The 19,487-nt window shown below is 63.5% G+C and carries 13 protein-coding genes and 1 pseudogene; 4 read left to right on the forward strand and 10 right to left on the reverse strand.

The features are described from left to right. Window positions 1-500: 500 nt before the first annotated feature. From ABE493_RS16400 to ABE493_RS16425, 6 genes and pseudogenes are all read right to left on the reverse strand, one after another. Entirely contained in the window at window positions 501-1,577 is a 1,077-nt protein-coding gene (locus ABE493_RS16400; RefSeq protein WP_346499948.1) for an alpha/beta fold hydrolase, read from the reverse strand. 397 nt (window positions 1,578-1,974) lie between these two features. Next, a pseudogene (locus ABE493_RS16405) lies at window positions 1,975-2,187 on the reverse strand (hypothetical protein); the annotation flags it as partial. A 70-nt stretch (window positions 2,188-2,257) separates the two neighbouring features. Beyond that, window positions 2,258-3,565 carry an ABC transporter permease gene (locus tag ABE493_RS16410; protein ID WP_346499950.1) on the reverse strand — a complete coding sequence of 436 codons (1,308 nt, stop codon included), beginning with the start codon at window positions 3,563-3,565 and terminating at the stop codon, window positions 2,258-2,260. Window positions 3,566-3,575: 10 nt separating this feature from the next. Continuing rightward, window positions 3,576-4,736 (reverse strand): ABC transporter permease, encoded by a 1,161-nt coding sequence (locus tag ABE493_RS16415; RefSeq protein WP_346499951.1) that lies wholly within the window; start codon window positions 4,734-4,736, stop codon window positions 3,576-3,578. Window positions 4,737-4,747: 11 nt separating this feature from the next. Then, window positions 4,748-5,434 carry an ABC transporter ATP-binding protein gene (locus ABE493_RS16420; RefSeq protein ID WP_057627997.1) on the reverse strand — a complete coding sequence of 229 codons (687 nt, stop codon included), beginning with the start codon at window positions 5,432-5,434 and terminating at the stop codon, window positions 4,748-4,750. An 856-nt stretch (window positions 5,435-6,290) separates the two neighbouring features. After that, window positions 6,291-7,541 carry an efflux RND transporter periplasmic adaptor subunit gene (locus ABE493_RS16425; RefSeq protein WP_346499952.1) on the reverse strand — a complete coding sequence of 417 codons (1,251 nt, stop codon included), beginning with the start codon at window positions 7,539-7,541 and terminating at the stop codon, window positions 6,291-6,293. 210 nt (window positions 7,542-7,751) lie between these two features. Between ABE493_RS16425 and ABE493_RS16430 the strand changes: the two genes are divergently transcribed. The 4 genes from ABE493_RS16430 to ABE493_RS16445 are packed head-to-tail and all read left to right on the forward strand — an operon-like array spanning window position 7,752 to window position 11,291. Continuing rightward, entirely contained in the window at window positions 7,752-8,672 is a 921-nt protein-coding gene (locus tag ABE493_RS16430) for an ABC transporter ATP-binding protein (RefSeq protein ID WP_346499953.1), read from the forward strand. Next, window positions 8,672-9,451 (forward strand): ABC transporter permease, encoded by a 780-nt coding sequence (locus ABE493_RS16435; RefSeq protein WP_346499954.1) that lies wholly within the window; start codon window positions 8,672-8,674, stop codon window positions 9,449-9,451. The genes ABE493_RS16430 and ABE493_RS16435 overlap by 1 nt, the downstream gene beginning before the upstream one ends. A 35-nt stretch (window positions 9,452-9,486) precedes the next feature. Beyond that, a complete protein-coding gene (locus tag ABE493_RS16440; RefSeq protein WP_346499955.1) occupies window positions 9,487-10,692 on the forward strand; it encodes a sensor histidine kinase in 1,206 nt (401 codons plus the stop codon). Then, window positions 10,689-11,291 (forward strand): response regulator transcription factor, encoded by a 603-nt coding sequence (locus ABE493_RS16445; RefSeq protein WP_346499956.1) that lies wholly within the window; start codon window positions 10,689-10,691, stop codon window positions 11,289-11,291. The genes ABE493_RS16440 and ABE493_RS16445 overlap by 4 nt, the downstream gene beginning before the upstream one ends. A 45-nt stretch (window positions 11,292-11,336) precedes the next feature. Here the strand turns inward: ABE493_RS16445 and ABE493_RS16450 are convergent, their stop codons facing one another. The 4 genes from ABE493_RS16450 to ABE493_RS16465 form a co-directional block, all read right to left on the reverse strand. Further along, on the reverse strand, window positions 11,337-11,876 hold the full coding sequence (locus ABE493_RS16450; protein ID WP_346499957.1) for a cytochrome b: 540 nt from the start codon (window positions 11,874-11,876) through the stop codon (window positions 11,337-11,339). Continuing rightward, on the reverse strand, window positions 11,873-12,982 hold the full coding sequence (locus ABE493_RS16455; RefSeq protein ID WP_346499958.1) for a catalase family peroxidase: 1,110 nt from the start codon (window positions 12,980-12,982) through the stop codon (window positions 11,873-11,875). The genes ABE493_RS16450 and ABE493_RS16455 overlap by 4 nt, the downstream gene beginning before the upstream one ends. Window positions 12,983-13,096: 114 nt before the next feature. Then, complete coding sequence (locus ABE493_RS16460) at window positions 13,097-16,216, reverse strand: efflux RND transporter permease subunit (RefSeq protein WP_346499959.1); 3,120 nt, start codon at window positions 16,214-16,216, stop codon at window positions 13,097-13,099. 6 nt (window positions 16,217-16,222) lie between these two features. Further along, window positions 16,223-19,447, reverse strand: coding sequence for an efflux RND transporter permease subunit (locus ABE493_RS16465; protein ID WP_346499960.1), 3,225 nt, complete (start codon window positions 19,445-19,447; stop codon window positions 16,223-16,225). Between the last annotated feature and the right edge of the window lie 40 nt (window positions 19,448-19,487).

Here is a 19,487-nt window from a genome sequence, read left to right on the forward strand (position 1 = left end):
AACGTAGCCGCGCCGATGGTAGTGCAGCCTAAGCTGTGCGAGAGTAGGTCATCGTCAGGATTTAAACCAAAAACCCCGCTGCCAAAAGCAGCGGGGTTTTTCTTTGGGCGCAGCAGCGCCGCGCACACACTTGTGGGAGCGGCGTAAGCCGCGAAGCTCGTAGAAACAACGATGCCGAAAAGCTTGAACCAAGCCAGAAAGCTAAGCCAAGAGCTCCCCCTCATCCCAACCCTTCTCCCGCAGACGGGAGAAGGGCTAAAGCAACGGCAAAAATTGAAGCCAGAGCAGAAGCAAAAGCGACAGCAAAAGCGACAGCAAAAGCGACAGCAAAAGCCACAGCAAAAGCCACAGCAAAAGCCACAGCCACAGCCACAGCCACAGCCACAGCCACAGCCACAGCAAAAGCGCTACTCGGCAGACGCTACGGTTAACGCCTCTGCCGAGCATGGCTCGGCACTACGGATTGCGCTTTATTGCGCTTCAGGAGCGCTGGCGGAGGGTCAAAGACGGGCTGTCACGGTTGATGCACAGCTACCGTCATCTGCTGCCTGCGCGAACCATTGATTGACCGCGTTGGATAGGCGATCCAATCGCATCGGCAGGCTTAGATGGTCTTCCGCTGGAACTTCCAGATAGCGCGCGCGAGGGGCGGCAGCAGCTAGTGCACGGCCCTGCGCTACCGGGATATGTTGGTCATCGCGGCCGTGTATCAACAGCACGCAGGCAGGAACCTGTGCCAAGGCCTGACCGACGTCGATCCTGTCCAGGTCCAGACCGAGTTTGCGGTCGGTGGTGGCGATGGCTTCATCCAAGCCGCGACCGCCGTATTGCCAGCGTGCCAGCGGCAATGCGACATAATCGCTCCAACGTTCCGGTGGTTTGGCCAGCATATGCGGCACCATCGTGCGAATTGCCTGGCCGGCATTGTCGAACGATTCCATCGCAACCACGCTGCGCAGCTGCGGGCCCAACTCGCGTGCGGCAAATATGGCGGTCGCTGCGCCGTAGGAAACGCCGAGTAGATGTACGGGCCCGCTGATCTTGCCTTCGGCTTTCAAGGCCTTCAGTGCAGCGACTACGTCCTCGCCTTCGCGCGTGCCGTAGCCGGAAAGCCCGTGGCCGGAACGGCCATGGTTGCGCAGATCCAAGGCGATCGTGCGATAGCCTTGCTGTGCGAGCTCCAGCGACCAGGGCAGCAAGGAGCCGCCATCCATCATCCAGCCGTGCAGCAGAATTACCGTGCCGCGTGGCTGCTGTGTGTCTGTGGCCGTGGGTGCCGAAGCGTCCAGCGCGAACTCGGGGAAGCGCTCGCCCTTGCCCAGATAGCGATAGTCGAGCCGGTAATCACCCGGTTCGAAGGCCAGCCAATGCAGGGAGACGCCATCGCTGCCGGCAACACTGCCCTGTTGATGCGGCAGGCGCGTGAGCAGGGCATCGATGCGCTCGGTGGGGACCAGCGGTGATGTGCCGCCAGGTGCTGCCAATCGCTCGCTAAGCGACAGCGGTGGGACGTGAGCGGAGAGGGCAAAGCCGGCCAGCATCACGCAGACGCCAGCCAGCGCCAGCGAACGAAGCATGGCGGGAACCGGATTTGGGAAGTCGCCACGTTAGCTGCAAGGGCGCTGCGCATCTACCGCAAGGCGATGACAGTTGAATGACCGTTGTGTGGTGTTTGGGTTGCGGTGCGCGGTGCCGCCGGTCATGGCATGGACTGGCAGTGCAGTGTGACTGCTTGCGGGAGCGGCATGAGCCGCGAAGCAGACGACGCTATCCGTGACAGACGGTCGTGCAATCGCAGCGTCTCTAGCTTCCAACAGAGCGTTGTTCGCGTCCGATTGCATCATCGCTTCACTGCATAGAAGCGCGAGGAGCGTCCCTCATCCCAACCCCTCTCCCGGGCGGGAGAGGGGCTTCAAGCGCAGTGCTGCGGATCGGGGCTTGTGTCACCGGCATCCGGCGCTGTTGCTGCAACGATCAGAAGCGCTGCTGGTACTTCATGCACATGAAACGGCAGATGTCGGAGCCAGCGTAGTAGCCGATATTGCTGCTCGACTGACTGTAGATGAGCGGACCTTCATGCTCGAACACCTTGTTGATGCCGAACGAGTTGGTGCCGTTCCATGGAAGGACATGGCGCACCTGCATGTCGCGGACGGTGTTGGAGCCCAGCTTGCGGCTCGGCTGCATGAAGCTGAACTTCCGCCAGCCCATCTGCATGTGTGCAGATGGGCTGCTGCTGCGGCCGATATTGTGGGGATCAGGTTTCGCGCAATGCCGTGGTGATGGGCAAGCGTGCCGCGCGCAGTGCCGGGAACAGGCCGCCCACCAGGCCAATGCCCAGTGCCCATTTCAGGCCGCTCCACAGCAAGGGCGGCGATACCTTGAACTGGAACACCACCTGGCTGAAGTTGTTGCCCAAGGTGGATACGGTGAAGTTGTTGAATGCCAGCCAGGCGATCACGCCGCCCAGCAAGCCGCCCAGCAAGGCGAGCAACATGGTCTCCAGCATCACTGCCGTTACCACTGGCACGCCGCGAAAGCCGATTGCACGCAATGTGGCGATCTCCCGTGCGCGCGTGGCCACTGCGGCATACATGGTGTTGAGAGCGCCAAACACCGCGCCAACGGCCATGATCGCGCCAATCACCGTACCCAGCACCTTGAGCAGCTTGTTCAAGCCACCACCTTGCTTGCGGTAATAGTCGGCGGTGCTTTCCACGTCCAGCTTCAGCCGTTGGTCGTTGTCCACGGCCGCCTTGAACGCTTCAAAACCCTGCTTGCCATCGGTGCGCACACTGATCGACTGCCATGCACTGCGGTCGTAGGTGTTTGCGAGCGTCTGTGCATCGGTCCACAGCTCCGAATCATGTGCATCACCGGATTCGAAGATGCCGACCACCGTCCATGCCTGGTTGCCCAGCATCAGCGTCTTGCCGACGTCCAGGCCCTGGAACTGCTTCTGCGCACCACGCCCGGCGACGATCTCGCGCAGGCCCGCGCCGAACTTGCGGCCTTCGACCAGACGCACCTTGTCGTGCACGGCCCAGGCCTGTTCGCCAACACCGCGGAACTGCGCGTTTACATCGGTGCCGTCGCTACGTGAGGTGAGGTTGACCACCTGCGAGACTTCGGCCGAAACCAGCGGGCGCCCATCTGCGCCGCGCTTCACGCCAGGCAGGGTTTCGAGCAAGGGCACCTGATCGCGGGTGATCACCGAGTTGGTTTCGGCCTGCGAACCGCCGCGCAGAACAATGGCGGTGCTGTCATCGCCAGTGCTTTCCAGCGTTGCCTGGAAGCCCTGGCCCATTGCCAGCATCGCTACCAGCACGCCAACCACGCCCGCGATGCCAATCACGATCACCGATGAGGCGCCCCAGCGCTGTGGCAGGCTGGCCAGCCCGATGCGGGTGGCTGCCAGTGCCAGCCGCCCACTGCGGGTGAGCAGCAGCCACAAAGCGATTGCCACCGCCACGGCAAGGACGCCGAACCACGGCAGCGCGATCCATACGCCGAGGCCGATCGCCAACAATAGGATCACCAACGCATTCGATAAAAAGTTCTTCATGTCGTTCTCCTCAGCGCCCGGCCAATGCGTCGACGATCTTCAGGCGTTTGGCACGCAGTGCGGGCAGCACGCCCACCACCAAGCCGATCACCACGATCAGCAGCGCGCCCACGATCCAGGTCTGCGTTGGTACGTGCGGCGGCAGCAGGCCCATGGTCTGTGGCGCCATGACCGGCAGCGCCAAGGCGGCCAACCCAAGACCGATGGCGCCGCCAAGGCCGACCAGCACGATCGATTCCACCATCACCAGCATCAACATCGTGCCGTCCTTGAAGCCGAGCGTTTTCAGCGTTGCGAGCTCCGGCACGCGCTCACGCACGGCCTGGGCCATGGTGTTGCCGGTGAGCAGCAGCAAGGTGAAGAACACCGCGCCCATGATCGAGGTGACGATCATGCCGATGTCGGCGAACTGCTTGATGAACGCCTGCTGGAACGCCGATTCGGTCTGGCTCTTGGTCTCATGGTCGGAGTTGGCCGAGAGCGCATCGATGGCCTGGGCTACGCGCGAGGCGTGGTCGGGGTTGTCCAGCCGCACGGTGTACCAGCTGACCTGGTTTTTGATGTAGTCGTTGGATTCGTCGAAGTATTTCCAGTTCATCATCAACTGGCGTTCCTCGTTGGCGGCGGTTGCGGTGTTCTTCGACTTGAAGATACCCACCAGCTGCAATGGCCAATCATTGCTGCCACCGCGTGGGAAAATGGTGGCCTGCAGAGGAATGGTGTCGCCGATCTTCCAGCCGAACTGCTTGGCAAGTGACTCACCGACGACAGCGCCGGTGCGCGTGTTGCGGAAGGCATCAACCTGTTCCTTGGGGATCTCGAACTCGGTCATCAGGTCGAAGTAGTTCGGCGCGACCGAGAAATTCGGGAAGAAATTCTTCTGGTCCTGGTAGATGCCACCGAACCACATGGCGTAGGTGACATCGTCGACGCCTTCAACCTGGCGGATCTGCGATTCCAAGCGGATCGGCAGGGAGTCGGTGATGGACAAACGTGATGCAACGACCAGCCGGTTGGCGCCGGCCACGCTGTTGCCACCACTGTCGAAGGCCACACGCACCGAGTCGAGCATGCCGAACAACAGGAAGGCGGTGATGATGGACAGCAGGGTGAACAAAGTACGTATGCGGCTGCGGAACAGCTGCGCCCAGATCAATGAGAAGTACTTCATGGCCGTGCTCCTCAGTGCACCGGGGCGTCGACCAGCTCGCCCTTGTCCAGATGCACGGTATGGGTGGCGTACTCGGCCGCCTTGGGATCATGGGTAACCATGATGATGGTCTTGCCGTGTTCGCGGTTGAGCAGCTGCAGCAGGCCCAACACCTCTTCGGCGCTCTGCCGGTCCAGATCGCCGGTGGGCTCGTCGCAGATCAGGAAGGTGGGGTCGGAGACGATAGCGCGGGCGATGGCAACGCGCTGCTGCTGGCCACCGGACAGCTCATTGGGGCGATGGTCGCGACGATCAGCCAGACCAACCAAAGTCAGTGCGATCTGTGCACGGCGTTTGCGCTCGCTGGCATTGAGGTTGGTCAGCAGCAGCGGCAGTTCGACGTTCTTCTGCGCGGTAAGCATCGGCATCAGGTTGTAGAACTGGAACACGAAGCCGACATGATGGCTGCGCCATGTGGACAGCTGGCCGGCGCTGAGCTGGTCGATGCGCTGGTCTTCGATGTTGATCTCGCCGCCGCTGGGCGTGTCCAGGCCGCCGATCAGGTTGAGCAGGGTGGTCTTGCCGGAACCGGACGGGCCCATCAGCGCGACGAAGTCACCGCGCTCGATATCCAGATTGATGCCGTGCAGGACCTGCACTTTTTCCGGGCCACGCTGGTAGGTCTTGGTGATGTTGCGCAGAGAGACGAGGGTGCTCATGGATGATCCTCAGCAGTGACGCGGTGATGTTTGATGTTCGATGTTGAAAATCTGATATTGGACGTCGAGATTGGTTGCTTTGCTTTGCTTTGCTTTGTTTATGTTTCCCTCCCTTTGCCGAAGGCAAGGGGAGGGCTAGGGAGGGGGGCTTTCGCTTTGGCTTGGTTGTGGCTTTGGCTTGGCTTTGGCTTGTGGCTGTGGTTCCGGCTCCGGCTCTGGCTTAGCTCTGGCTCCAGCTTTTGCTTTTGTCGTTGCTGTTGCTTTCCCCTCTCCCGCCTGCGGGAGAGGGGTAGGGGTGAGGGCAGCTTCTGCTCCTGCCTTTTGCGTCTTCAGTGTCTTTGCTTCAGGCGGACTGCAGCAACGAAAGCAAGAACAACAGCAACAGCTTTCACTCCCCTACGGGGAGCGAGTCACTTTTCTTTGCTTGTGCAAAGAAGAAGTAACCAAAAGAAACACACCCTGCCTCCGCGCCCACGATGCTCCGCATCGCGGGTCCACTGCGCTGCCGGGATTTTTCGACGAGACATCCCTGTCTCGTCGAAAAACGACGCACATCCATGTGCGCCGCCCCGTTGGGGTCTGTGCCGTCAGCTTCGTCGCTGCGGAAGGGGTCCGGTAAGGCAAGGGCTAAAGCCAAGAAAAAGCCAAAGCTGCCCTCATCCCAACCCTTCTCCCGCACGCGGGAGAAGGGCTAAAGCAAAAGCAACCGCCAAAGCAACCGCAAAAGCAACCGCCAAAGCAACCGCAAAAGCAACGGCAATAGCAGCAGCTAAAGCAACAACTAAAGCAAAAGCGACAGCGCTACTTCAGTGAATCAGGTGATACGCAGCAAACGGCAAATATCACAAGCCCTGGGTTATTTCTTCGCACCTTCCAGTGCCACCTTGTCACCATCCTTCAATTCAGCTGCTGGACTGAGCACGACGGTTTGCCCGGCTCTCAATCCCGACAGTACCTGCTTGTCCTTGGCCAAAACCTGGCCTACTTCCAGCGGCTGCTGCTTCACCTTGTCGTCGGCCTGCAGCACGAAGGCCACCGGCTTGCCGTCGCGCTCGACAATCGCGGCGACGGGGACGCGCACACCCTTCGGTGCTTCGGTACCCGCTGCAACGGCCTTCTCCAGGAAGCTGACGCGCACGCCCATTTCCGGCACGATGCGCGGGTCCTTGGCTTCCAGTGCCACGCGTACCTTCACCGTGGCCTTGCCGCGGTCAGCAGTGGGAATGATGGCAATCACGTGGCCTGGGATCTTCCAGTCCGGGTAGGCGTTGAGCACGATCTCAACCGGCATCTGCGGTTGCACGCGGCCAATGAAGGCTTCGCCTACTTCAACCTCTACTTCCAGCGATTCCATATCGACGATGGTGCCGATGCCGGTGCGGGTGAAGCCGCCGCCTGCCGACAAGGGCGACACGATTTCACCTGGCTGCGCGGCCTTGGCCGTCACCACGCCGGAGAACGGTGCGCGCACTACATTGTTGTCCACGCCCAGGTCGGCGATGGCCAATGCGTCCTGCGCGACCTTGGCGTTGTGGCCCGCGGTGGCCAGCTGTGCGCGCAGGCTGTCGCGGGCGGCGACGGCCTGATCGTACTGCGAGCGCGAGACCAGCTGCTGGCCTACCAGCGACTGCAGGCGTCCCGCTTCAGCCTCGGCTTGGCGCAGCTGCGCCTGCAGTCCTATGGTCTGGCTGCGAGCGGCGTCCAGCTGAGCGGCGTTGAGGCTGCGCTGGGCGTTGGCATCAATGGGGTCGAGCGTTGCCATTACCTGGCCCTCTTCGACACGCATGCCTTCCTCGATCATCACCTCGCGGACTTTGCCGGTGATCTTCGCCGACACGGTTGCCATGCGCCTGGCCACTACATAGCCACTGGCATCAAGCACCGAGCTGTTGGCAGCGCCGGCCTGGTCCATGGCCACCACCGGTGCGGTCTGCACGGTAACCGGTGGTTTGCCTCCCAACATGGCGCCGATACCAAGCGCCAGCAGCAGGGCCAGTACCAGTCCGATCACGATCCACAGCCAGCGCCGTGATGGCGTAGGCCCACGCGTAGGCGGGGCGGAGCGGTCGATGCGGAGTTCCTTCAGCAGTTCAGCAGATGCATTCATGGGTAGCAGGACGGCGTAGGAGAGAGAATGTGACCGCAACTTACCGCAATCCGCCGTGGTCGGCAGCGAAGAGCCGCAATGGACGAATCATAGGGAGCGTCCGCCCGGCCCGCAGGTGACGGCTGTCATGTGCTTTGCCTGATCGCCTGCACTGCGTGAGCCGGTATAAGCGGCCTAACGTGGCGCCATCCCCGGAAGGAAGCGACGGCAATGGAACGATACGGCGAAGTACTGGCAAGCCTGCAGGGCGTGCATAAGCATTACGGCGCGGTGCGAGCATTGGACGGCGTCAATCTGGAACTGAAGGCCGGGCAGGTGCTGGCCTTGCTCGGCCCCAATGGCGCGGGCAAGACCACCGCCATCGGCTTGTTGCTTGGGCTGCTGCGTGCCGATGCCGGGCAGGTGCAGCTGTTCGGACAGGATCCGCAGCAGTTGGGTGCGCGCCGTGGCATCGGCGTGATGCTGCAGAGCGCGGCGTTGCCGGAAACCTTGAGCGTGGCCGAACTGATACGGCTCTCAGCCAGCTATTACCCGGCCCCGCGCAGCCTGTTGGAAACCGCCGCACTGGCGGGCATCGAGGATCTGTTGAAGCGCCGCTACGGCAAGCTGTCCGGCGGCCAACAGCGGCGGGTGCAGTTCGCGCTGGCCGTGTGCGGGCGGCCCCGCCTGCTGTTTCTGGATGAGCCCACCGTTGGCTTGGATCTGCCGGCCCGGCAGCAGTTGTGGGCGACGGTGCGGGCGTTGGTTGCTGAAGGGACGGCGGTGGTGTTGACCACCCATTATCTGGAGGAGGCCGAACGGCTGGCGGATCGTGTCTGCGTGATGCTGCGTGGCCGCATCGTCAGTGACGGCAGCGTGGATGCACTGCGTGCGCGGGTTGTCCATCGCCGCATTCGCTGCGTCAGCGCGTTGGATGCGGCAATGGTGGCCTCCTGGCCGGGAGTAGTGCAGATCAGCCGGGACGGCGATTACCTGCAGTTGCGCAGCGACCGTATCGAAAGCGTGGTGCGGCATCTGCTGCAGGCAGACCCGGCGCTGTCCGGGCTGGAGGTGCAGCCTGCCGGGCTGGACGAAGCCTTCACCGACCTGACCACTGCGGATGCTGCGCAGATCCAACGCGAGGCGGCCTGATGAACACCGCATACGAAAACATCCTGCCGCCGATGCCGTCGCGCCGATTGCTGGTCGCTTACCTGCAGGAAATGCGCGCCGAATGCCTGCGCTACCTGCGCTATCCGGGCTTCGTGGTGCCGACCCTGCTGTTCCCGGCCGTCTTCTATCTGCTTTTCGCGGTGCTGCTGGGTCACACGCAGCACGCCGATGCCGCCCGCTTCCTGCTGGGCAGCTACGTCACCTTCGGGGTGATGGCGCCAGGGCTGTTCGGCTTCGGCATTGCGCTGGCATTGGAGCGCGACAACGGCCTGCTCACCCTCAAGCGTGCCATGCCGATGCCGCCATTGGCCTATCTGCTCGGCAAGATGGTGATGGCCATGGTCACCGCGCTGGCCATCGTGGTGATCCTGCAGCTGCTGGCTACCACCGTGGCCGGTGTGCAGCTCAATGCTTCGCAGATGTTGCGGCTGACTGCGGTGGCAAGCTTGGGCACCTTGCCGTTCGGCGCGCTTGGCTTGCTGCTGGGCACGTTGGCCAAAGGCAATGGCGCCGCTGCGGTGATCAACCTGGTCTACCTGCCGATGGCCGTGCTGTCGGGGCTGTGGTTCCCGCTGAAGGTGCTGCCGCCGCTGCTGCGTGACCTGGCGGTGATCTGGCCCAGCCATCACCTGAACATGCTGGCGCAGGGCGCGCTGGACTTCCCGGTGGGTAGCGCCTGGCCGCATGTGCTGTGGTTGCTCGCATTCACCGTGGTGATCACTGCAGTGGCTGGCTGGCGCCTGCGCCGCCATGGCTGATGGCATCATTGCCGCATTGCACAGGATGAACGCCGATGGCATTGCAGCGCCCTGACTGGTTGAAGCCAGCACCGGATTCGGTCGTAGCCGACAACATCAAGCTCGGTAAATGGCCGTGGGTGGATGCCGTGCATCTGCTGTGGACGGTATGGGTGTTCATCACGCCGATGTTTGGTGCGGGCTACACCCTGCGTTGGGCGCTGATCACGTTGTGGTCGTTCCCGCTGTTCATCATTTTTTATGTGCTGACACTGACAAGCGCGCGCCGGCATGCGCCGATCTTTGCATTGGCGATGATCGTCCTGTCGATGGCGTTGCTGCCCATCTATCCATCGGGCATGAACTACTTCGTGTTTGGCTGCGTGATGCTGCGGACAAACCGGTGCATCAGCACACGCCAATACATGTTCGAGCTGGCGTTGTTGAATCTGGCATTCCTGTCGTTGGCCTGGTGGATTGGTTATCCGTGGCAGATGATTGTGTGGATCCCGGCGCTGGCGATCATCATCGGCCTGATCGTCAATGTGGAACGCTCAAGCAGCGAGAAGGATGCCGCGTTGCGGCTTTCGCACGAAGAAGTGCGGCGCTTGGCGGCCACCACGGAGCGCGAACGCATTGGCCGTGATCTGCATGACCTGCTTGGGCATACCTTGTCGCTGATCACCTTGAAAATGGAGTTGTCGCGCAAACTGTTCGAGCGCGATCCGCAGCGCTCGCAGCGCGAGCTGGCCGAAGCCGAACAGATCGCGCGTGATGCACTTGCCCAGGTGCGCAGCGCGGTTACCGGTTTCCGCGCTGCCGACCTGGCTGCTGAGTTGGCCTCCGCCCATCTACTGCTGGAGTCCTCGCGCGTGCATCTGCGCTATTCGCCGCCGCCGGCAATGCCGGCGTGGATCGAAGCTGGCTTGTCGATGGTGCTGCGCGAGGCCGCCACCAATATCGCCCGCCATGCACAGGCCAACGAAGCACTGATCACCATCAGCGTATCGCCGGAGGCGGTGCTGATGGAGGTTGTTGACGATGGTCGCGGTGGCGTATCAGCCAACGGCAATGGATTGGCGGGCATGCGCGAGCGGGTGTTGGCATTGGCCGGTGAGCTGCAGATCGAATCGCCAAAGGGGCAGGGCACGCGCTTGAAAGTGCGTATTCCGGTGCAGGCCCAACGCATGCAATCGACGCCGGCCATGGGCGCAACGCAGGGCGGGGCAACAGACTTGCCGGCGCAGGAGGCACGCGCATGATCCGCATCCTGCTGGCAGAAGACCAGGCCATGGTGCGTGGTGCACTGTCGGCGCTGCTCAACCTGGAATCGGACATCGAAGTGATTGGAACCGCTGCCGATGGCGAAGTCGCCTGGCGTGAACTGCAACGGCTGAAGCCGGACGTGCTGGTCACGGATATTGAAATGCCACTGCTCACCGGGCTGGAACTGGCGCAACGCGTGCAACGTCATCAGCTGCCAATCAAGGTGGTGATTGTTACTACGTTCGCCCGCAGCGGCTTCCTTCGCCGGGCGCTGGACGCTGGCGTGCAGGGCTATCTGTTGAAAGATGCGCCAGCTGAAAAACTAGCCGATGCGTTGCGGCAGGTACATCGGGGTGGCCGTGCGATTGATCCGCAACTGGCGGTGGAAGCGTGGTCCGAAGCCGATCCACTCAATGACCGCGAGCGGCAGGTATTGCGCCTGGCCGGCGAGGGCCGCTCTGCCAATGAAATCGCCGAGCAGCTGGGGTTGTCGCATGGCACCGTGCGCAACTACCTGTCCGAATGCATCGGCAAGCTGGGCGTGGCCAACCGGATTGAGGCGTATCGCGTAGCGCGACAGAAAGGCTGGTTGTAGGTTTTGAGCCCAAGCCACTGCCGAGCATGGCTCGGCACTACCGGGTCAGCGGGGTTCGCCGCGCGCCATTGCCTGGAACACGCCATCGCGGCGTACCCAGGCATGGAACAGAGCTGCGCCGACATGCGCCAACACCGTGGCGAACAGCAGGTAGGCCAGCAGGCTATGCGCGCCACGCAGCAGTGCGTACAGCGATGGCGTATGCGGCACGATGGCCGGCAGTTGTACGCCGCCCCACAACACGATGGGATAGCCACCGGCGGACAACATCGCCCAGCCGATCAGCGGCATCGCCAGCATCAATGCGTACAGCAGCCAATGCGAGGCCGTGGCGGCCCAGGCCTGCCATGCCGGAAGATCGGCAGGCAGCGGCGGTGGCCGGTGGCGCAGGCGGTTGTACAGGCGTAGCAGGGCCAGCACCAGGATCAGGATGCCGAGCGGACGGTGCAGGTTGATCAGGCCGGGGCGCAGGTGCACCGAGGCGACCATGGTGACGCCGATGAACAGCATCGCCAGGATCAGCAAGGCCATGCTCCAGTGCAGCACGCGGGCCAGCAGATTGAAGTGTCCAGAGTGGCTGTTCATGGCTGCACCTGCGCGTTGTCGCGTTCCGCCGCACCGGTGGCGCGCTCGCGTTCGCGGCGATTGAAGGACTGCGAGTACACCGCCGAGCGTGCTGCCAGGATCGGGTCGTCACTGCCTGCAATACCTTCGGGCAGGATCAGCGGGTCGAAGTTGAGGTCATTGCAGCTGCCTTGTTCCTGCGGCTGCGTCTGATCGATGTTGAGCACGCCGGCCACGATCTGTTCGCGCTCGGCTGGCCACGGCACGGAGGCGTCGTTGATCGCATCCTGTGGGGCGGCCAGGGTGACCAGCAGATTCCAGCGCACGGGGCCCTGCGCCAGTCGCTGTTGCAGATCCTGGCTGAGGAAGTCCACCCCGGCCTGCTCGCGGCGGGCGGCATCCAGTTCGTGGGCGGCTGCTTGTGGCTGCCAGCGCCAGCGCACCGCACGCCGTTGCCCCTGCGCATTGATGAACCAGAAGCTGTTGACGCTGTTGAACTCGGTGCTGGCCCAGCTGTCGGTCCACGGGGCGGTCTTGGCCCATTGCTGGAAGGCACGAACGCTTGGGTACTTTTCCTGGAGCGCGGCCAGTTTGCTCGGGTCGGGCTTGCCGGTGGCCGGGTCTGGAATCTGTGCGCGGGTTTGTTCGTAGAAGGCTTCGGGCGTGGCGACGGCGAGGAACGGGAAGCTGTTCATCGCCATGCGCCATTGCTGGCCGTCATCGCTGCTCAGCTGCAAGGCGATGCTGCGTACGCGCGCGCTGTTGTCGGCGCCATGCGGGTTGCCGCCACCTATCGACAGCCGACCCAGTACCGGAACACGCGGCTGTGCGAATACCCGCGCCTGTGAGAGCTGCGCTGCCGGCGCGCTGGGCTCGAACCAACCGCTGACGCACACGCCTTTGCTGTGCGCGCGGCGGAAGCCCGGGTGGTTCGCGCCGGTGGCCTCGATGGCATTGGTGAGGCCCTGCGCAGTGAGCCGATCACGGCCTATCCAACCTGCCAACCAGGCAAAGCCCAGTGCAATGGCACCGAGAATCAGGGCTATCAGCGCGATCCAAGGGAGCGGGGAGTGCGGCTGGCCGCCGCGTGCTTGCCCGCCGTGGCGGGTGAATTTGAATAGAGGCATTGCGGTACCAGTCGTGACTGACGGGAGCGTGGTGCCGCTATACGGTGGCAGAAGTGGCAGCGCAGGGCCAGCTTTACTCCCTCCCTTGCGCGCAAGCGCAGGGGAGGGGTGGGATTACGCGCGTGCCAGCTTGCGCAGGCGCTTGCGTTCCTTGCTGCGGGCGCGCCAGTTGCGCCAGTGCTGCTGCAGGCAGGAGAAGATCACGTACAGCGCCGGCGTGCTTAGCAAGGTCAGGCTCTGCGAGATCAACAGGCCGCCGATCATCGCGATGCCCAGTGGCCGGCGCAGCTCCGAACCTTCACCAAGGCCAATCGCCAACGGCAGCGCCGCCAGGATGGCAACCATCGTGGTCATCATGATCGGGCGGAAACGCACGATGCTGGCTTCGCGTACTGCTTCGGTTGGTGACTTGCCGTGCACGCGCTGCGCGACCAGGGCGAAGTCGATCATCATGATCGCGTTCTTCTTGACGATGCCGATCAGCAATACAAGGGCGATCATCGAGATGATCGACAGATCGGTATTGGTGATCCACAAGGCCAGCAGCGCGCCCATGCCTGCGGCCGGCAACGTGGACAGAATGGTCACCGGATGCACCAGGCTCTCGTAGAGCATGCCGAGCACGATGTAGACCGTGGCGATGGCGGCGATGATCAACATCAACATCGCCACCGGATCCATCGCCTGGCGGAAGCCGCCGGGTGCGGCCTGGCGGATGTCACCGGGCATGCGCAGGCCGTCGATCACTGACTTGACGATGGCATCACCCTCGCCACTGCTCACACCCGGTGCCAGGTTGTAGCTCAGGTCCATCACCGTGTACTGGTTCTGGTGGGTCACCTGCGACGGTGCCAGCCCCGGTTCCTGATGGGCCAGCGCGGTGAGCGGAATCATCTGCCCGCTCTTGGATGGCACGTACAGGTCTTCGATCGCGGCCGGGCTGCCGGTCTGGCTGGGCAGCGCATTGACCACCACGCCGTACTGGTTGAGGTCGGCATAGATGGTGGAGATCTGGCGCTGGCCGAAGGCGCCATACAACGCGCCGTCGATGGCGCCGATGGTCACGCCCAGGCGCGAGGCTTTCTCGCGGTCGATGACGATCTTCTGCATCAGCCCGCCCTTGTCCACGTCCGAGCCGACATCACGCAGTTGCGGATGCTGCTTCAGCGCGGCCACCACCTTGGGCAGCCATTCGGCCAGCTGCTCGGCATCATTGCCCTGCAGGGTCACGCGGTTCTGCGCGCCCTGCGAGCCGCCGCCACCGCCGTCGGAGGGCAGGTCCTGGATGGCCCGCAGGCGGACGTCCAGGTCCGGGAACTGCGCGGCCTTGGCGCTGAGCCGGCTCACCACCACGTTGGTGGGTTCGCGCCGGCCTTCTTTCCCGGTAAGCAGCTCGATGTTGAACTGGGCACTGCTGCCCTGGCGGCTGGAACCCAGTCGCGAGCCCACCATCTTCACCGCCGGGTCGGCCAGGAACATGTCGCTGAGCCGGCGTTGGCGTTCGCTCATTTCCTGGAACGAGACCGTTGCGCTGGAACTGGCGCGGCCCCAGATCAGGCCGGTGTCCTGTTCGGGGAACTGACCCTTGCTGACCGAACCGGCCAGGTAGAAGGTAGCCACGATCAACAGCAACGGCGTCAACGACAACAGCAAGGCGTGGCGCAGCGAGAAATCCAGCGCCACCGTATAGACCTTGAGCATGCCCTCGTGCATGCCATCGAGCATGCGGTTGAGGCGGGTATCGCGCGCACCTTCGGCATGCGGGTGCAGGAAGCGTGCACACAAGGCCGGGGTCAGGGTCAGCGAGACCACCGCCGAAACCAGGATCGCCGCGACCAGAGTGAGGGTGAACTCACGGAAGAACGCACCGATCATGCCCTGGGCGAAGATGATCGGCAGGAACACCGCAATCAGCGAGGCGGTGATCGAGACGATGGTGAAGCCGATCTCGCGTGCGCCCGCCATTGCCGCTTCACGCCGCGGCATGCCCTCATCTAGATGGCGCATGACGTTCTCGATCACCACGATGGCATCGTCGACGACGAAGCCAATGGCGATCACCAGGGCGAGCAGGGTCAGGTTGTTGAGAGTGAAGCCGAGCGTGTACATGACCAGCGCGGCACCGGCCAATGACAAGGGCACGGTCACCGCGGCGATCAACGTCGGCGCCAGCCGGCGCAGGAACAGCGCCATGGTCAGGATCACCATCAACAGGCTGATCATCAAGGTGATCTGCACTTCGGCCAGCGAGGCGCGGATGGTCGGGGTGCGGTCGAAGTACGGCGTCAGCGTGCTGCCCGCATCCAGATAGCCGGTTAGCGACGGAATCGCCGCCTTGACCCGGTCGACGGTGGCAACCAGATTGTCGCCACTGCGCAGGTACACATACATCAGCACGCCGCGCTTGCCGTTGAACCAGGCCGCTTGGTACGCGTCCTGCTGGCCGTCGTAGACCGTGGCCACATCCTTGAGCCGCACCACCGCACCGTCGTGGGTGGAGATGGCGACGTTGGCGAAATCCGACGCCTTGCGGATCTGGTCGTTGAGGATGATCGCGGTCTGGCTGGTGCCATCACTGAGGAAGCCCAGCGGCGAGGCCACGTTGGCTGCGCGCATTGCATTGCGCAGGTCGTCCGGGCTCAAGCCCAGTGCGGTCATCGCACGCAGATTGAGGTCCACCCGCACCGCTGGCGTGGAAGCGCCGGCGATATCCACCTGCGACACGCCGGGCAGCTGCCGCAGCCGCTGCGCCAGCAGCGAATCGGCGGTGTTGTACAGCTCGGCTACCGATTGCGTGTCCGAGGTCAGTGCCAGCGCGATCACCGGATCGTCGTTGGGGTTGGCCTTCTGGTAGGTAGGCGTGTTGATGCCCGCCGGCAGATCGGCCATGGCCGCATTGATCGCGGCCTGCACGTCCTGCGCGGCGGAATCGATATTGCGGCTGGTGTTGAACATCAAAAACACCATGCTACGGCCATCGCTGCTGCTCGAACGCATGGTGTCGATGCCCGGCACCTGGCCCAGATGCCGCTCCAGTGGTGCGGTCACCGTGGCCGCCATGGTGTTGGCGTCGGCACCGGTGTTGGAGGCCTGCACGAAGATCACCGGGATCGACAGGTTGGGCAGGGCCGCAACGCCCAGCCGCAGGTAGCAGACCAGGCCAGCGAAGAACAGGCCGATGGCCAGCAGGGTGATGCCGATCGGGCGGCTGATGAAAGGCGCGGAGATGTTCATCCGCGCTTACCGTGCCGCCTGCAGGCGCGCAGCGGCGCGTTGTTCACGGCGCTTGGCGGCCCACTCGGACAGGCGTTCGAAGTACAGGTAGATCACCGGCGTGGTGTACAGCGTGACCAGCTGCGACAGCAGCAGACCGCCGACGATGGCGACACCCAGCGGACGCCGCAGTTCCGAGCCGATGCCGGTGCCCAATGCCAACGGCAGCGCGCCGAGCATGGCTGCGGCGGTGGTCATCATGATCGGGCGGAAACGCAGCAGACAGGCACGGCGGATGGCGTCATGCGCGTTGGCACCGGCGCGCTGCGCGTCCAGCGCGAAGTCGATCATCATGATCGCGTTTTTCTTGACGATGCCGATCAGCAGCACGATGCCGACGATGCCGTCCACCGACAAGCTCATGCCGCACAGGTACAACGCCAGCAGTGCGCCCACGCCGGCCGGCGGCAGGGTGGAGATGATGGTCAGCGGATGGATCCAGCTTTCGTACAGCACGCCGAGCACGATGTAGATCACTGCGATGGCGGCCAGCAGCAACAGGATCACATCGGTCTGGCTGCTGGAGAACTCGGCGGCGGTACCGACGAACTGCGCCTGCATCTGCTGCGGCAGTTCCAGCTCGGCCACCGCCTTGTTGATCGCATCCACGCCTTCGGACAGGGAATAACCCGGTGCCAGGTTGAACGAGATGGTCGCCGACGGCAGTTGTTGCTGATGGCTGACGATCAGTGGCGCGGTGCCGGCTTTTGCGGTGGCGATGGCGGACAACGGAATGCTGCCGCCAGCACCAATCGCGATGCCGGTATTGCTGTTGCCGATGCCGGTGGCGGTGGACGAGTTGCTCGATGTCACCTGGCCCAGCGTGGTCGCATTGCTGCCGCTGAGCGTGCCGCTGCCGTTGCTGCCGATGGCCAGCTGGTTCATCAGCGCATCGCTGTTGCGGAACTCCGGCGCTACTTCCAGCACCACGCGGTACTGGTTGAGCTGGGTGAAGATGGTCGAGATCTGGCGTTGGCCATAGGCGTCGTAGAGCGTGTCGTCGATGGTCTGCATCGGCACGCCGTAGCGGCTGGCCTTGTCGCGGTCCACTTCCACATGCAGCGCGCGGCCGTGGTTGGCCAGGTTGTTGTCGACGTCGGCAAGCTCGGGCAGGCGCCGCAGTGCGTCGGTGACGCGCTCGGTCTGCGTGGCCAGCTCGGTGCTGTCCATGTCCGACAGCGAGAACTGGTAGGCGGTAGCGGCCACGCGCGTATCCAGCGTCACGTCCTGCACCGGCTTCAGATACAACGCAACGCCGGGAACATGTGCGGCAGCAGCCTGCAGGCGCGGCAGGATCACGTCCAGCCCATCACGATCACCACGGTCCTTGAGCACGATGCTCAGCTGGCCCTGGTTGAGCGTTGGATTCATGCTGCCCGCACCGATGTAAGCGGCAACGCCGGTGACGGCTTCATCGCTCTGCAACGCGGCGGCAACGGCCTGGGTGCGCTGCTGCATCTGCTCGAAGGCGACATTCTGGTCCGCAATCACCACGCCGGTGACCATGCCGGTATCCTGGTCGGGCAGCAGGCCCTTGGGGATCACCATGTACAGCAACACGGTCAGCGCGACCGAGGCCAGCGCGATCGTCAGCGTCAGCGGCTGGTGGCGCAGCACCCAGTCCAGGGTGCGCTCGTAGACGCCGACCAGACGCGACCACGCGGTGACCTTGCCGTGTGCGGCTGCACGCTCGTGCGCGTCGTCGCCTTCGGGCAGCGCGTCGGGTTTGAGCAGGTAGGCGCACATCATCGGCGTCAGCGTCAGCGAGATCAGCATCGAGATCGATACCGCGATCGTCAGCACCCAGGCGAACTCATGGAACAGGCGGCCGGTAACGCCCGGCATCAGGATCAGCGGCAGGAATACCGCGATCAGCGACACCGTCAGCGACAACACGGTAAAGCCAATCTCGCGCGAACCGATTTCCGCCGCTTCCGGGCCGTCCTTGCCCTTCTCGATATAGCGCACGATGTTTTCGATCATCACGATCGCATCGTCGACCACGAAGCCAGTGGCCACGGTCAGCGCCATCAGCGACAGGTTGTCCAGCGACATGCCGGCAAAGGCCATCACCCCGAACGTGCCGAGCAGCGACAGCGGCACCGCCACCGACGGGATCACCGTCGCCCAAAGCCGCCGCAGGAATACGAAGATCACCGCCACCACCAGACAGATGGTGAGGATCAGGGTGAACTGCACGTCATGCACCGAGGCGCGGATGGTGACGGTGCGGTCGGAGAACACATCCAGGGTTACGTCGGCCGGCAGCATGCCCTGCAGGTTGGGCAGGATCTGGCGGATGTTCTCCACCGTCTTGACGATATTGGCACCGGGTTGGCGGCGCACTTCCAACAGCACTGCCGGTTTGCCATCGGCCCAGGCGGCGAGCTGGTCGTTCTCGACGCCATCAACCACCTTGGCGACATCACGCAGCCGCACCGGCGCACCGTTCTGGTAGCGGACGATGATGTCGTTGTAATCGGCCGCGTCGCTGAGCTGGTCGTTGGTGGACAGCGTATAGCTCTGCGTCTTGCCGTTGAGCGAACCCTTGGGCGCATTGACGTTGGCCTGGGTGAGCGCGCTGCGCAGGTCTTCCAGGGTCATGCCCATGTTGGCCAGCTGCGCCGGATTGACCTGGATGCGCACCGCAGGCCGCACGTTGCCGGCAATGGAAACCAGGCCGACGCCGTCGGTCTGCGACAGGCGCTGGGCCAGGATGGAATCGGCCAGATCGTTGACCTCACGCAGCGGGCGCGTGTCCGAGGCCAGCTTCAGGGTCAGGATCGGCGCATCGGCCGGATTCACCCGGTTGTAGACCGGCTGGTAAGGCAGCGAGCTGGGCAGGGTGGCCTGACGGATCGCCGCCTGCACGTCCTGCGCGGCGGTATCCAGGTCGCGTTCCATCGAGAACTGCAGCACGATGCTGGACAGGCCTGCCGACGAATCGGAAGTCATCATGTCCAGCCCGGAAATCTGCCCCAGCTGCCGCTCCAGCGGCGTGGTCACCAGCGAGGCCATGGTCTGCGCGCTGGCACCCGGGTACTGGGTGGTCACCACCAGACTGGGCGCTTCGATCTCGGGCAAAGCCGCAACCGGCAGGCGCTGGTAACCGAGGATGCCCAGCAGCATCAACCCGATCATCAACAGGGAGGTGGCGATCGGGCGCCGGATGAAAATAGTCGAAAAGCCCACGGTCGGTTCCTGGTGCGGGGGAGGGGAGGCGGGTGCCGGC

This window comes from Stenotrophomonas terrae, assembly GCF_039674165.1.
GTDB lineage: Bacteria > Pseudomonadota > Gammaproteobacteria > Xanthomonadales > Xanthomonadaceae > Stenotrophomonas > Stenotrophomonas terrae_A.